The organism is Mesorhizobium sp. P2_B5, from assembly GCF_056404775.1.
Genome location: NZ_JBFUDJ010000021.1, coordinates 1 through 13525, shown reverse-complemented (window position 1 = coordinate 13525; position 13525 = coordinate 1). Strand labels below are relative to the sequence as shown.

Sequence of the window (13525 nt, the reverse complement as noted above, 5' to 3'; positions counted from 1 at the left end):
ATCACACCTTCAGCAACAAATGGTCACGTTCCCAGCTCGTCACCACGCTCTGGAACAGGTCGAGTTCGACACTCTTGACGCGCAGATAGGTCTGGAAGAAATCCTCGCCGAGCAATGCCCGCACCGGCTCGCAAGCGGTGAAACGGTCGAGCGCCTCCTCCATGGTTTTCGGCAGCGTGCTTTTGATCTTGTAGGCATTACCCGACGCCTCAGCCGAGCGCGCCAGCTTCTGCTCGACGCCGAGATAGCCGGCGAGCAGCGAGCCGGCGATCGCCAGATAGGGATTGCAATCCGCACCCGGTAGCCGGTTCTCCACCCGTCTTGCGGCACGCCCACCGGCCGGCACGCGCAGGCCGCAGGAACGGTTGTCATGCGACCATTCGATGTTGGCCGGCGCGCTGTGGTTCGGCCGGATGCGGCGGAACGAATTCACGTTCGGCGCAAACAGCGGCATGATCTCAGGCACGTACTTCTGCAGGCCGCCGATGAAATGGCCGAACATTTCGGTGTCGGCATCATCAGCGCTGGCAAACAGCGCCACGCCGGTCTTCTCGTCGACGACAGACATGTGCAGGTGCATCGAGCTGCCGGCTTGCGCGGCGATCGGCTTGGCCATGAAGGTGGCATGCATGCCGCTCTGTTGCGCGGCCTGGCGCGTCAGCCGCTTGAACAGCAGCACTTGGTCGGCTAGCGGCACCGCATCGCCATGGAGCAGATTGATCTCCAACTGCGCGGTGCCCGATTCATGGATCAGCGTGTCCAGCGGCAGACCGGCGGCCGCGGCATAGTCATAGACGCGCCGGATCACCGGCTCGAATTCTTCCAGCGCCACCATGTCATAGGGATGCTGTGAGCCTTCGGCGCGGCCATTGGCGCCGACCGGCGCGGTCAGCGGCTGATCTGGATTGGGATTGGGCGCGGTCAGATAGAATTCCACCTCCGGCGCCACCACCGCCCGCCAGCCGCGCTGGCGATAGAGATCGAGCACGGCTCGCAGCACGTGCCGCGGCGAGGCCATCCATGGTCTGCCGTCCATGTGGAAGGCGTCGGCGAAGACATAGGCTTTGCCGGCACCGCCGCCTGGCGCCAGGCACAGCGTCGAGACATCGGGCACCATGCGCATGTCCGGATCCTGATAGGCAAAGCCTTCATCGATCGAGCCGGAATAGCGGCCATCAATGCTGACCAGGAAAGCGCTGCTCGGCAGATAAAGCGCGCGGTCTTCCAGCGCCTTGAGAAACTTCGCCGTCGGCAGCGCCTTGCCGCGCAGCACGCCGTTCATGTCTGGCACCAGGCACTCGACTTCGGTAATGACGTGCTGAGCGAGCCAGCTCTTGGGATCTTTGCCGGTGAAGAGAGTGGTGCTGGTATTTTTGTCCTGCATTTTGGTTCACGTGCCTATGAGAGAGAGTATGGCTTGCGCGGCCACATCCGTTCCAGGGGTCAGCGCCATGCGGACTGCATTCTCCCTGAGGCGGGCGCGCATCACATCGTCGGCCAGCAGACCGAGAATGGCTCTCTCCAATCCCCCTTCGGTCCAGGCATCGCGGCCGATATGGTCGCCGACGCCCGTCTCTCCCGCGCGTTGCGCATTGTCATGTCCGTCCCAGCAATAGGGCATGATCAGCGACGGCACGCCGAAGCGCAGCGCCTCGCAAAAGCTGTTGTTGCCGCCGTGATGGATGAACAGGTCAGACTTCGCCACCACAGAAGGCTGCGGAAACCAGGCGTCGAGATAGACATTGTCCGGCACCGCGCGATAGGCGTCGCGCAGTCCGCCGGCATTGACGATGAAGCGCGCCGGCATCCTGTCGAAGACGGCCAGCATGCGCTCGATCAGACCGACATCCATGGCGCCAAGGCTGCCGAAGCTGACATAGACCAGCGGCCCGCCATTGCGCGGAAATACCGGCACCTCGAACGGCCCTTCCGAGCGCACGCAGCCTTCGAGATAAATGAAGCGTTCGGGGTCGAGCGGCTCGGCACGCTCGCGCCGTACGATCGCCGGCGTCAGCAGCAGGTTGAGATCGGGTGATGTCTCGAGGAATAGGCCTTTGGGGAGCGGCGCCAGGCCGGAATCCGCGCGAAAACGGTTGAAGCGGTCATGTGCCGGCGCCGAGGCCGACAGATAGCGCGCCTCGAACGCCTCGCGTTGCGGGTCATCGGCAGCCATCCCGGAGAGGTAAGGCGGCACCTCGGCATCCGGCAGCTCTGTCTCGGCGCAGGAGACGACACGCACCCACGGGCAACCGGCGGCAGCAATCGCCGGGAACATGATAACATTGTCGAGCACCACCGCGTCGGGCTTCAGCCGCGCCAGCAATTGGCGCAGCGGCGCCTCGGCATTGACCGCAGTGTCGACGATCGCTTGCCAGGTCGGCGCAACATAGGTTTCGAGCTGGTCGATCGGGCTCAGCCGGAAATGCGGCAGATGCCGGCGCACGAAGGCCTGCCAATAGCTCTGGCGTTCGCTGTCGCTTAGCGGCTCGTCGGTCGGCAGCTGGTATTCCTGGAAACCATAGTCGGCAAAGACGCCGGAGAAACCGGCATGGCAGATGAAGACGGGCCGGGCGCCCCGTGCGCGCAATGCCTGTGCGATACCGACGCAATTCAATGCGGCGCCGAAACTGGCTTCGGGAAACAGCGCGATGGTCGGGCTGGCTTTACGCGTCAATTATTCCTCTTCAGTCCGGCCGGCGGATCATGCCGAACAGTGCGGGAGCTCCGCGGCTGGCCGCTTGCGGTCGCTGGTTGCGGGAGAGCCGCAGGTGGATGCGAAGCAGATCGGCAGCCACCTCATACTGCCGGCTTTCAAGATAGTCGAGTATGCCTAAGTGTTCGCGCAGCGATTGCCGCAGCCGGAAGACGTTGACGCCGGCATAGATGCCAGGCAACCGGCGCAGGCGGAGATGATCGGCCAGCGCATCCGACACAAAGCGGTTGGTGCAGCCTTCGGCGATCATGCCATGAAAATCCATGTCCAGCCGCTGGAACTCGCGCGTGTCCAGGGTCGCGTCCGGCAATGCCGAGAGCGCTTCCATGCCCTGGCGCAACGCTGCCGCCCGCGCACCATCCAGCCGGAAGCCGGGCGTCAGGATCGCGGCCGGCTCCAGCAGCAGGCGGAATTCATAGCTCTCGCCTTGCGCCTCCGGATCGTCCGGCGCGCGCCGGAACAGCCAGGACTGGCCGGGCGCACGATCAAGCAGATTCTCGTCAGTCAGTTTGTTAAGCGCTTTTAGTACCGTCTTGCGATCAGCATCGTACCGCCGCATCAGCCCGGCGACGGTCACCGTCTGGTCAAGCCTTCGCGCTGAGCGATCGCGCAGGATCGCTTCGGCAAGCTCGTCTTCTTCAGCACTGGGAAGCTCGGCGGCAATGGCCGGCTGCGCGGCGAGGTCGACCGCCAGGTGATAACCCGTGTCGGCCTCCCAGCGCACCACGCCCTGCCCGGCAAGCAGGCTGAGCGCCGCGCGCACCGGCGTGCGTGAGACATTACAGAGCGAGGCGATCTGCTGCTCGGGCAGGCGGGCGCCGGGTTCAAAACCGCGCTGGCGCGCGACATCGAGGATGCGCTGCGCCAGATCGAGATGGTTGGTGCGAGGTCGTCGGGCTGCGGCTTGCATGACTGGTCTCGGCGGACGGAAGTGACGAATTGGTTTGGCCGATCGCCGGAACGGACGCAATCGGCCAGATTCCTCGGTCGGTTGGCAAATTATGGATTGACGTACTTTTTTCTGCAATAGTACTGTCAGCACAATCGGCGATAAAAGACCGAGGGAACAGGATCGAGGCATCGGCGCGGGTCGCCGGCTTTGGTCCGGCAAATGATTTCGACGATCAAACCGAATGGGAGTCTGCCATGACCGCTACCAGCCTGCGGCGCCGTGCGCTCAATATATCTTCAATCGCTCTCGGCCTTGCTCTGGCGCTGTCGGCGCCGGCTGCCGCCGCCGACCTCGTCATCTCCAACTGGGACGGCTACATGGCGCCCGACGCCATGTCCGCCTTCAAGACCGCCACCGGCGTCTCCGGCGAAGTGGTGGTGCACGCCACCAATGAAGAGATTATGGGCAAGCTGATTGCCGCCGGCGGCAAGGGCTATGACGTGGTCTTCGTCTCATCGCCCTTCGCCGAAGTGCTGAACAAGCTCGGCCTGACCGAACCGGTCGACCACGCCAAGATCCCCAACCTCGCCAACCTCTATCCCGAGGCGACCAAGCTGCCGCACGATGTCGGAAACGCTTTCTCCGTCCCCTACACCTGGGGCACGACGGGCCTCTGCTACCGCTCGGACCTGGTCAAGACGGCGCCGACCAGCTGGAGCGACTTGCTCGCGCCTTCCGATGAGCTGAAGGGCAAGACCACCATGCTGGCGACTGACCGCTGGTTGCTGGCCGCCGGGCAACTCGACAAGGGCTATTCCGTCAACGAGACCGACCCGGCCAAGATGGCCGAGGTCAAGGACCTCTTGATCTCGGCAAAGAAAACCCTGCTCGCCTATGACGACACCACCTTCTACTCCAAGCTGGTTTCCGGCGAGGCGTTGATGGTGCAGGCCTGGGACGGCTGGTGCAACTACGGCATCGCCGACAAGCCCGAGATCAAATACGTCATCCCCAAGGAAGGTTCGGACCTGTGGGTCGACACGATGGTCGTGATGAAGGCGTCCGAACACAAGGACGACGCCTTCAAATTCATCAACTTCATGCTCGACGCCAAGAACCACGCCTGGGCGGCACAGAATATCGACTACAAGGTGCCGAACAAGCCGGCGATGGAAAGCCTGCCGGCCGATTTCCTGGCCAAATTCCCCAACATGGCGATGCCGGTGGCCGACCTCGTCAAGTTCGAACAGCTACGTGACGTCGGCGAAGCCCAGCGCGACTATTCCAAGATCGTCAGCGAGATCAAGGCCGCGCAGTAAGCGGCCTGCCACTTCGATCACTGGAAGCAAGCTTGCGTTCCTTCACACCCCCCTCTGGCCTGCCCGTCCTCCGCAGCAGCTGCGCTGCAGCTGCGGAGGGTGGACCGGCCATCTCCCCTTTGACGGGGGAGATTCGCCGGCTTGCAGCTTTTCGCCAATCGACGGCGCAGCGCCCCCTCATCCGGTCGCTTCGCGGCCACCTTCTCCCCGCTGGGGAGAAGAGGAAGGTGCCAGCGCTGGCCATCTCCTCTCCCCTCGGGGAGAGGTCGGATTGCCCCGAATTGGCCTTCGCAATTCGGCTGGCAATCCGGGTGAGGGGGCAGCTACCGAGACACCATTTCGATGCAGTCGAGATGATCGGCAGGGGTGTGGCGTGACGCGGATCTCCCGCTCCTCGCTGCTGATGGCTCCCGCGCTGGTCTGGCTGACTGCGCTGATGGTCGTTCCATGCGCGCTGGTGCTGGCGCTCGCCTTCTTCCGGCGCGGCATCTATGGCGGAATCGACTACACCTTCACGCTGGAGAATTTCGGGCTGGTCGTCGATCCGCTCTATGCCGGTATCTTCCTAAAGTCGGCGCGCATCGCCGGCACCGCTACGTTGATCGCGGTGGTGATCGGCTATGCCGCCGCCTACGCCATCGCGGCCGCGCCGCGCCGGTGGCAGCCGGTGTTCCTGTTCTTCGCCGTGCTGCCGTTCTGGTCCAACTATCTGATCCGCACCTATGCCTGGATCGTGCTGCTCAACCGCGAAGGGCTGATCACGCAGCTCTTGCGCTGGTTCGGATACACAGGCGAGCCGCCGTCGATGCTCTACACCGAAGGCGCCGTCATCGCCGGCCTGGTCTACAACTATCTGCCCTTTGTCATCCTCGCCTGCTACGCGCCGCTGTCACGCCTCAACCCGGAGCTCGCCGAGGCCTCGCGCGACCTCGGCGCTTCGGCCGCCACGACATTTCGCCGTGTCATCCTGCCGCTCACCGTGCCGGGCATCGCTGCCGGTGCGGTCTTCGTCTTCGTACTGTCGATCGGCAATTTCGTCACCCCGGCGCTTCTTGGCGGTGGCCGTTTCCAGATGATCGGCAACCTCGTCTACGACCAGTTCTTGACCGCAAATGACTGGCCCTTCGGCGCAGCACTCGCCATGGCGCTGATCGCCATCATGCTTCTGGTGCTGATGGCGCAGGCGCTGGCCGCCGACCGCGCCGAGGGACGTGCGGCAGAGGTAAAAGCCGATGGCTGAGCGCGGCGCGATCCTTGCCTTCTCCCCGTTCACGGGGAGAAGGTGCCCCGAAGGGGCGGATGAGGGGCGACGCCAGCGCCTGCAAGGTTGGGCGCTGCCCCTCATCTGCCTGCCGGCATCTTCTCCCCGTGAACGGGGAGAAGGACGCAGTTCGTTCACGCGGCTCCAAACTATCGGAGGCTCGCGATGAACCAATCCTTCACCCGCACTCTCGGCATGCGGACGATCCTCGTTCTCGTCTTCGCCTTCCTCTACATCCCGATCGCAGTGCTGGTGGCGTTGTCCTTCAACGAAGGCGGGCTGCCGACGGCATGGTCGGGTTTTTCGCTGAAATGGTATGCCTCGCTGGCCGGCAATTCCGCCATCCTGTCCGCCGCGCTCAACACGCTGATCGTCGCGCTGGTCTCGACCGCCATCGCTACGCTGCTCGGCACGCTGCTGGCGATTGGCGTCGAGATGCGCCGGCAATACGGCAAGGGCCTGGAGGCGCTAATCTTCGCGCCGATGATCATCCCCGACATCGTGCTCGCAATCGCGCTGCTGTCGTTCTTTTCCATGCTTAATTTGACCATGGGCCTGCACACCATCATCCTTGCCCATGTCGTCTTCAACCTCGCCTTCGTCTGCTCGGTAGTGCGCGCAAGGCTGAAGAGTTTCGACTGGTCGATCGTCGAGGCTTCCGCCGACCTCGGCGCCTCCGCCATCACCACCTTCAGGCGCATAACCTTGCCGGTCATCCTGCCGGCGGTCATCGCCGGCGCATTGCTTGCTTTCACGCTGTCGGTCGACGAGTTCATCATCGCCTTCTTCACCGCCGGCGCCGGCCGCGCCTCGACCACCCTGCCGATGCAGATCTACGCCATGATCCGTTTCGGCATCACGCCGGAGATCAATGCGCTGGCGACGATCGTCATGGCGGTCTCAATCACTGCGCTCACCCTGTCGCAGCGGCTCAACCGTGGGATCATCGGCCAATGAGCGAACCGCGCACGCTGCTCGCCATCGACCATGTGTCGAAGAATTTCGGCCGCGTCACCGCCGTCGACGGCATCTCGCTCGACATCCGGGAGAACGAGTTCTTCGCGCTGCTCGGCCCCTCCGGCTGCGGCAAGACCACGTTGCTGCGCATGCTGGCTGGCTTCGAGACGCCCACGGACGGACGTATCCTGCTCGACAACAGAGACATCGCGAGAACCCCGCCCAACAAGCGGCCGGTCAATCTGATGTTCCAGTCCTACGCGCTGTTCCCGCATATGAGCGTGCGCGCCAACGTCTCCTATGGGCTGGAGATGGAGCGTTTGCCGTCAGCGGAAATCCGCTCCCGCGTCGACGCCATCCTGGCCACCACCGAACTCGTCCCGTTCGCCGACCGCAAACCGGAGCAACTGTCCGGCGGGCAGAAGCAGCGCGTCGCGCTCGCCCGTGCCTTGGTCAAGCGGCCCCGGCTGCTGCTGCTCGATGAGCCGCTCGGCGCGCTCGACAAGAAACTGCGCGGCGCCATGCAACTGGAACTGAAGCGCCTGCAGCACGAGGTCGGCATCACCTTCGTCATCGTTACCCATGACCAAGAGGAATCGCTGGTCATGGCCGACCGCATGGCGGTGTTGAAGGACGGCAAGCTGCTGCAATGCGATACACCGCACGCCATCTACGAGCATCCCGCCGATCGCTTCGTTGCCGACTTCATCGGCGTGATGAATTTCGTGCCGGGCAAGGTATCAGCCGATGGCGTGATAGCGGCGAACGGCGTGCGCATCGCCGGCAAGGTACCCGCCACGCTTGCGCCTGGCGCTTCCGCCGTCGCTTCGGTGCGGCCCGAACGCATCCGGCTGTTCCCGTCAACCGAGACCGCCATCCGCACCAACGGCACGGTCGAGGCGCTGGCCTATCACGGGCTCGATTTGCAGCTCCATGTCAGCACGCCCTTGTCGCCGAAACCCTTCCTGGTGCGCGTCACCGCCGATGCCGCCGACCGTCGGCCGGTCTCGTCGGGCGACCAGGTCGAACTCGGCTGGGACGCCGCCGATGTCAGAATTTTCGCAGAATAGGAGAAGCTTGATGGCGCAGAAGACGATCGCGTTTTTTCCGGAAGCCGCCTACGGCCCGGCGCTCAATTCCGTCGGCATCGCGCAAGCCGTTGAGGCGCGCGGCCACAAGGCTGTGTTCCTGTCCGATCCCGGCTTTGTCGATGTCTACAAGGGCTATGGTTTCGAGGCGCATCCGGTGAACCTGTCGGAACCGATGCCACCCGAGCAGATGGCCAAATTCTGGGAGGATTTCATCAACGGCCACATCCCGAACTTCCGCAAATCGCCCTACGATCAGGTCGACAATTATGTGAAGGATTGCTGGACCGCGATCGTCGACAGCGCCAAGTGGGCGCAGAAGGATCTGCCGCGCGTTCTGGCCGCCATCGAGCCGGACGTGATCTGCGTCGACAACGTAATACTCTTCCCGGCCATCAAGCAGTTCGGCAAGCCCTGGGTGCGCGTCATCTCCTGCTCGGAAAACGAGATCGAGGATGAGGATATCCCGCCGCATCTCTCCGGCTGCGGCGAGAACGACCATGTCGGCCACCAGCGCTACCGCGATCATTTCAACGCGGTGATCAAGCCGATCCATGACGACTTCAACGCCTTCCTCACCGCCAACAACGAGGCGCCTTATCCGATCGGCCAGTTCTTCGAGGCCTCGCCCTATCTCAATCTGCTGCTTTATCCCGAAGCGGCCAAGTTCAAGCGCCGCCATCCACTCGATCCGGCGAAATTCCAGTATCTCGAAGGCTGCGTGCGGCAGGAGAAACCCTACACGGTACCGACCTTCGCCGAGAACAATGACGGCCCGCTGCTCTATGTCTCGTTCGGCAGCCTCGGCGCCGGCGATGTCGATTTGCTGAAGCGCATCATCGCGACGCTGGGCAAGACCCGCTACCGCGCGCTGGTCAATGTCGGCGGCTACAAGGACCAGTATACGGATGTACCCGGCAACGTCATCGTCGAGAGCTGGTTCCCGCAGCCATCGGTCATTCCGCAGGTCGATGCCGTCATCCACCATGGCGGCAACAACTCGTTCACCGAGTGCCTCTATTTCGGCAAGCCGGCGATCATCATGCCTTATGTTTGGGACGGCCACGACAATGCTACCCGCGTCCAGGAAACCGGCCATGGATTCGGCATGCCGCGCTATGACTGGAGCGATGCCCAGTTGATCAGCCGGATCGAGACCTGCCTGACCGATCCGAAGATGAAGGCCAAGCTGGCAAAGACCTCGGCGCAGATGCAGGCGCAGAACGGCCCGGAAAAGGCCGCCGGATTGCTGGAGGCGCTGCTGTGACTTCCTCCGCCCCGCACCTCTACCAGGCCTCGACCCGCACCGATCTCGTCGACTGGGGCGTCCAGCCGGATGCGCTGGATGGTGCTTCGCACTCGACCGGCAAACTTGTCCACAAAGGGCCGAACAACCAGCCGGAATCCGGCATCTGGGTGTGCACGCCCGGCCGCTGGCGCCTCTCGATCCCGCGCGACGAATTGTGCCATTTCGTTGCCGGACGCGCGACCTACCGGTCGGATGTCGGCGAGGTGATAGAAGTCGCGGCCGGGACCGTGGTCATGTTCCCCGCCGGCTGGACGGGCGAATGCACCGTGCATGAGACTATGCGCAACGTCTACATGCTGGCMTGACATCGCGACACAGGGAGCACGACATGCCGATACCACACTGGCCAAAGGCCTCGACCGTGGAACTGGAGGACTGGGGCGCGGGCAGCAACACGCTTGCAGGTTCGCCGCGCGCCTCGGGCAAGATCCTGTCGCAGAACCTGGACGGCTCCAGCGAATGCGGCCTGTGGTCGTGCACGCCGGGTACGCGAAAAGTCACCTTTGCCGCCGACGAGTTCTGCCATTTTCTGTCCGGCCAAGGCAGCTATATCCACGATAATGGCGAAGAGATTCCGGTCGGGGCCGGCACGCTGGTGTTCTTCCCCGCCGGCTGGACCGGCACCTCCACCGTCACGCAAACGCTGACCAAGGCCTTCATGTGCCGGTAAGCACTCAGTTCAAGGAAATCGCTATGACGACACCAATCATGCAATCCCCGCTCGCCATCACCGACCTGGTCGACTGGGGCGTCATCCCGACCATGATCGAGGGTGAGTCCCATACCTCTGGCAAGCTGCTCTACAAGGGGCCGGAAGGCCGCTCCGAATGCGGGCTGTGGGTCTGCACCCCGGGCAAGTGGCATTGCCACGTCACCCGCGACGAGTTCTGCCACTTCCTCGAGGGACGCTGCACCTATGTCCATGAATCCGGCGAGGTCATCGAGATCGAGCCGGACACGGCGGCGTTCTTTCCGCAGGACTGGAAGGGCATCTGCACCGTCCGTGAGACGATCAAGAAGGTCTACATGATTCGCTGAGCGGATCTGAGAGGATGTCCATGGATTTCTCCGCTGACCGGCCGGCGTTCTTCGTCAATCCGGACTACCGACCGATGACCGGCGCGAAAAAACAGGTGATCGATCCGGCGACGCTCGAAACCGTCGGCACCATCTCCGCCGCGACGGATGGCGAGATCGACGCCGCGTTGACTGCTGCGACCACAGCGCAGGCCGCCTGGAAAAAACTCGACGCCAAGAGCCGGGCAAAACACCTGCATGCAGTCGCCAATGCCATCGAGGCGGCCGACTTCACCCGATGCGCCGAACTGATGGTGCGCGAGATGGGCAAGCCTTATCCGGAGGCGATCGGCGAGATCGCCAATTGTGCGCCGATCTTCCGCTACTATGCCGAGATGGCGCGTGATGATGCCGGCAAGGTGGCCGGCACGACGCAGGCCGGCTCGTTCCAGTATGCACGCTACGAGCCCTACGGCATCTCCGTCCACATCATGCCCTACAATTTCCCGATCTTGTTGATGTGTTGGACGGTGGCGGCATCACTCGCCGCCGGCAATGCCTGCGTGATCAAGCCGGCCGAGGCGACGACGCTGTCGACGCTCGATTACATGACGGTGTTCCGCTCGCTGCCGGAGGGGCTTGTCTCCTGCCTGCCCGGCGCAGCCGCCACCGCTCAGGTGCTGATCGCCTCCGACCGCACCCATGCGGTGGCCTTCACCGGCTCGGTCGCTGCCGGCAAGGCCGTGGCGGTCGCCTGCGTCGAACGCATGAAGCCTTGCGTCATCGAGGCCGGCGGCAGCGATCCACTAATCATCAGCCGGCACGCCCCGCTGGAGGTGGCGACCGCCGGCAGCGTCACCGCCGCTTTCCACCTCACCGGCCAGGTCTGCACGTCGGCCGAGCGCTTCTTCGTCGTCGATTCGGTGCATGACCGCTTTGTCGAACTGTTCGCCGAGAAGACGCGGGCCCTGCGCATCGGCAATGGCATGGACAAGACCGAGATCGGTCCACTGGTCAGCGAGACCGCGAGGGCAAAAGTGATGCGGCTGGTCGACGACGCCATTGCGCGCGGCGCCAAGGCCGTCACTGGCGGCCGTATCCCGCCGGCGCACAACACCGGCTGGTTCTACGAACCAACGATCCTGACCGGCGTCACCCCCGATATGGCGATCGTACGCGAAGAGTGTTTCGGGCCGGTCGCCGCGATCTGCCGCGTCAAGGATTTCGACGAGGCGATCCGGCTTGCCAATGACAGCCCGTTCGGCCTCGGCGCCTCGGTCTTCACCACCGATCTTGCCGAGGCACATGAGGCGGCCGAGCGGCTCGAAGCCGGCATGGTCTGGGTCAACAATCCGCTGATCGACAATGACGCCTTGCCCTTCGGTGGTTGGAAGGCCTCAGGCCTTGGCCGCGAGCTCGGCCGCCAGGGGCTCGACGCTTTCCGCCGCTCCAAGATGGTCATCATCGACCACAAGCCGGCGATCCAGGACTGGTGGTACCCCTACCCCGACAGCTGGTTCCGCGAGACAGGCGGCCGCAAGCACGTATGAGATGATCCGGCAGAGCTTTGCGTCAGCCGATGCCATGCCGCTCGCTCGCCTTGAATTGCCTGCCTTGCCAGCCAATCACGGGCCACGTTCGCGCGGCGGTTTGCGCGACTGGTTGGAGAGCCATCGCTGGCCTTGTCGCGCGATGGCGGATGAATCTCGCAGCCAAGGCGCTCAGGGAAACCAATCGCACGAGATCGGACGAGCGATCGGCTATGAATCGGCGCCTTCGTTCTCGCAGGTTTTCACCTGGCTGATCGGCCAGGCTCCCGGTCGCTATCGCCGAAGTTTGCAGCCGCTTGGCCCGACGACCTGAGTACCTGACCCCTCCGATATCAGCTGGCTGGGCCGGCAGATCTCGCTGATCGCGCCAAATTTCATCGAGAGAGTAGACCGACCCGATCTCGGTCGAGAAATCAGGGTTCCGGGATTGGTTGGCGGCTTGGTTCGTCCTTGCTTAGCCGACGACCGCGATCGCATCGATCTCTATCAGGTAGCCGGGAGACATCACAGCTATCCCGACCACGACGTTTGCTGGCTTGTGATCCCCGAACAGCTCGATCTGGGCCTGTTCGATGATCGGCACGTGTTCGTCACGTTTGTAGTCGACGATGTAAATTGTGATCTTGCAGACTTCCTCAGGCCGAGCGCCGGCGGCAGCAAGCGCACGGCCAAGATTCCCGAATGCCAGGCGCGCCTGGGCTGCGAAATCACCATGGCCAACGAGCTTGCCGTGTATGTCTTCCGGCTGCTGGCCTGAGACGAACACCAGCTTGCTTCCTGTTGCGGCGACGACCTGGCTGTACATTTCTGGAACGGGCAGATCGTGGGGATTTATGCACTCGAGCGGCATTGAATAGGTCTCCTGCTGTGACTGATGGGAACTGGCTGCTTCACGGATCAAAATGCCAGGGTCTATTTGCGGGTCTACGACATTGTCGCCGAAGCGGGCGCTTCCCTCGCAATCTCACTTATACAACCGCAAGCATCCGCATGTGAGCATCGCCGTGCACTGAACCGCTTCGGGCTCGCCGGCGGTTCCGAGGGTTAGGTTAGGCTCCCATGCGCGCCTCGTCGAGCATGGCGTAATATCGTCGGCCTCGGCGGGCGGAATGTTGCCGAAAGGCTCAAGCAGGCGGAGATGTTTGAGCCCAGGTCTGTCCGGCTGCCGCATACAAAAAGGCCCGCACGGGGCGGGCTTTTGTATTTGGTTGCGGGGACAGGATTTGGCTTTTCTGTCCCGCGGCGTCGGCTTCGCCTCCTTGCAGGCCCCTGATGCAGGTTAAAACCGGCCGGCCACCACAGCAAAATACAAAAAGGCCCGCACGAGGCGGGCTTTTTGTATTTGGTTGCGGGGACAGGATTTGAACCTGTGACCTTCAGGTTATGAGCCTGACGAGCTACCGGCTGACGAGCTACCGG

At 63.3% G+C, this 13525-nt stretch carries 14 protein-coding genes; 10 read left to right on the top strand and 4 right to left on the bottom strand.

Annotated elements, in window-relative coordinates; genetic code table 11:
* Nucleotide 1: 1 nt before the first annotated feature.
* Genes AC1D1N_RS31840 through AC1D1N_RS31830 form a run of 3 tightly spaced genes read right to left on the bottom strand, consistent with a single transcriptional unit; the run spans nucleotide 2 to nucleotide 3623 of the window.
* Nucleotides 2–1384 (bottom strand): glutamine synthetase family protein, encoded by a 1383-nt coding sequence (locus AC1D1N_RS31840; RefSeq protein WP_477353273.1) that lies wholly within the window; start codon nucleotides 1382–1384, stop codon nucleotides 2–4.
* 6 nt (nucleotides 1385–1390) lie between these two features.
* Nucleotides 1391–2674: a glycosyltransferase gene (locus AC1D1N_RS31835; RefSeq protein WP_477353271.1), complete on the bottom strand. Its 1284-nt coding sequence runs from the start codon at nucleotides 2672–2674 to the stop codon at nucleotides 1391–1393.
* A gap of 10 nt (nucleotides 2675–2684) precedes the next feature.
* Complete coding sequence (locus AC1D1N_RS31830) at nucleotides 2685–3623, bottom strand: GntR family transcriptional regulator (protein WP_477353269.1); 939 nt, start codon at nucleotides 3621–3623, stop codon at nucleotides 2685–2687.
* Nucleotides 3624–3859: 236 nt separating this feature from the next.
* Between AC1D1N_RS31830 and AC1D1N_RS31825 the strand changes: the two genes are divergently transcribed.
* From AC1D1N_RS31825 to AC1D1N_RS31780, 10 genes are all read left to right on the top strand, one after another.
* Nucleotides 3860–4924, top strand: coding sequence for a polyamine ABC transporter substrate-binding protein (locus AC1D1N_RS31825; RefSeq protein ID WP_477353267.1), 1065 nt, complete (start codon nucleotides 3860–3862; stop codon nucleotides 4922–4924).
* 403 nt (nucleotides 4925–5327) lie between these two features.
* On the top strand, nucleotides 5328–6164 hold the full coding sequence (locus tag AC1D1N_RS31820) for an ABC transporter permease (protein WP_477353296.1): 837 nt from the start codon (nucleotides 5328–5330) through the stop codon (nucleotides 6162–6164).
* Between the two features lie 186 nt (nucleotides 6165–6350).
* Nucleotides 6351–7142, top strand: a complete 792-nt coding sequence (locus tag AC1D1N_RS31815; protein ID WP_112562900.1) for an ABC transporter permease — start codon at nucleotides 6351–6353, stop codon at nucleotides 7140–7142.
* Nucleotides 7139–8212 (top strand): ABC transporter ATP-binding protein, encoded by a 1074-nt coding sequence (locus AC1D1N_RS31810; RefSeq protein WP_477353265.1) that lies wholly within the window; start codon nucleotides 7139–7141, stop codon nucleotides 8210–8212. The genes AC1D1N_RS31815 and AC1D1N_RS31810 overlap by 4 nt, the downstream gene beginning before the upstream one ends.
* A gap of 10 nt (nucleotides 8213–8222) precedes the next feature.
* Nucleotides 8223–9497: a glycosyltransferase gene (locus AC1D1N_RS31805; RefSeq protein ID WP_436261476.1), complete on the top strand. Its 1275-nt coding sequence runs from the start codon at nucleotides 8223–8225 to the stop codon at nucleotides 9495–9497.
* A complete protein-coding gene (locus AC1D1N_RS31800; RefSeq protein WP_203280458.1) occupies nucleotides 9494–9844 on the top strand; it encodes a cupin domain-containing protein in 351 nt (116 codons plus the stop codon). The genes AC1D1N_RS31805 and AC1D1N_RS31800 overlap by 4 nt, the downstream gene beginning before the upstream one ends.
* Nucleotides 9845–9867: 23 nt before the next feature.
* Nucleotides 9868–10209: a cupin domain-containing protein gene (locus tag AC1D1N_RS31795; protein WP_477353262.1), complete on the top strand. Its 342-nt coding sequence runs from the start codon at nucleotides 9868–9870 to the stop codon at nucleotides 10207–10209.
* 23 nt (nucleotides 10210–10232) lie between these two features.
* Nucleotides 10233–10577 carry a cupin domain-containing protein gene (locus tag AC1D1N_RS31790; protein ID WP_477353260.1) on the top strand — a complete coding sequence of 115 codons (345 nt, stop codon included), beginning with the start codon at nucleotides 10233–10235 and terminating at the stop codon, nucleotides 10575–10577.
* A 20-nt stretch (nucleotides 10578–10597) separates the two neighbouring features.
* On the top strand, nucleotides 10598–12106 hold the full coding sequence (locus tag AC1D1N_RS31785) for an aldehyde dehydrogenase family protein (protein WP_477353259.1): 1509 nt from the start codon (nucleotides 10598–10600) through the stop codon (nucleotides 12104–12106).
* 1 nt (nucleotide 12107) lies between these two features.
* On the top strand, nucleotides 12108–12419 hold the full coding sequence (locus AC1D1N_RS31780; protein WP_477353257.1) for a hypothetical protein: 312 nt from the start codon (nucleotides 12108–12110) through the stop codon (nucleotides 12417–12419).
* A 141-nt stretch (nucleotides 12420–12560) separates the two neighbouring features.
* Here AC1D1N_RS31780 and AC1D1N_RS31775 read toward each other — a convergent pair whose 3' ends face one another.
* Entirely contained in the window at nucleotides 12561–12956 is a 396-nt protein-coding gene (locus AC1D1N_RS31775; protein WP_477353256.1) for a RidA family protein, read from the bottom strand.
* Nucleotides 12957–13525: the final 569 nt, after the last annotated feature.

Bases quoted from the DNA above. Each gene is read 5' to 3' on its own strand.
- AC1D1N_RS31775 (WP_477353256.1), bottom strand. From the start codon at position 12,956: ATGCCGCTCGAGTGCATAAATCCCCACGATCTGCCCGTTCCAGAAATG.
- AC1D1N_RS31825 (WP_477353267.1), top strand. From the start codon at position 3,860: ATGACCGCTACCAGCCTGCGGCGCCGTGCGCTCAATATATCTTCAATC.
- AC1D1N_RS31790 (WP_477353260.1), top strand. From the start codon at position 10,233: ATGACGACACCAATCATGCAATCCCCGCTCGCCATCACCGACCTGGTC.
- AC1D1N_RS31785 (WP_477353259.1), top strand. From the start codon at position 10,598: ATGGATTTCTCCGCTGACCGGCCGGCGTTCTTCGTCAATCCGGACTAC.
- AC1D1N_RS31840 (WP_477353273.1), bottom strand. From the start codon at position 1,384: ATGCAGGACAAAAATACCAGCACCACTCTCTTCACCGGCAAAGATCCC.
- AC1D1N_RS31805 (WP_436261476.1), top strand. From the start codon at position 8,223: ATGGCGCAGAAGACGATCGCGTTTTTTCCGGAAGCCGCCTACGGCCCG.
- AC1D1N_RS31820 (WP_477353296.1), top strand. From the start codon at position 5,328: ATGGCTCCCGCGCTGGTCTGGCTGACTGCGCTGATGGTCGTTCCATGC.
- AC1D1N_RS31815 (WP_112562900.1), top strand. From the start codon at position 6,351: ATGAACCAATCCTTCACCCGCACTCTCGGCATGCGGACGATCCTCGTT.
- AC1D1N_RS31780 (WP_477353257.1), top strand. From the start codon at position 12,108: ATGATCCGGCAGAGCTTTGCGTCAGCCGATGCCATGCCGCTCGCTCGC.
- AC1D1N_RS31830 (WP_477353269.1), bottom strand. From the start codon at position 3,623: ATGCAAGCCGCAGCCCGACGACCTCGCACCAACCATCTCGATCTGGCG.
- AC1D1N_RS31810 (WP_477353265.1), top strand. From the start codon at position 7,139: ATGAGCGAACCGCGCACGCTGCTCGCCATCGACCATGTGTCGAAGAAT.
- AC1D1N_RS31795 (WP_477353262.1), top strand. From the start codon at position 9,868: ATGCCGATACCACACTGGCCAAAGGCCTCGACCGTGGAACTGGAGGAC.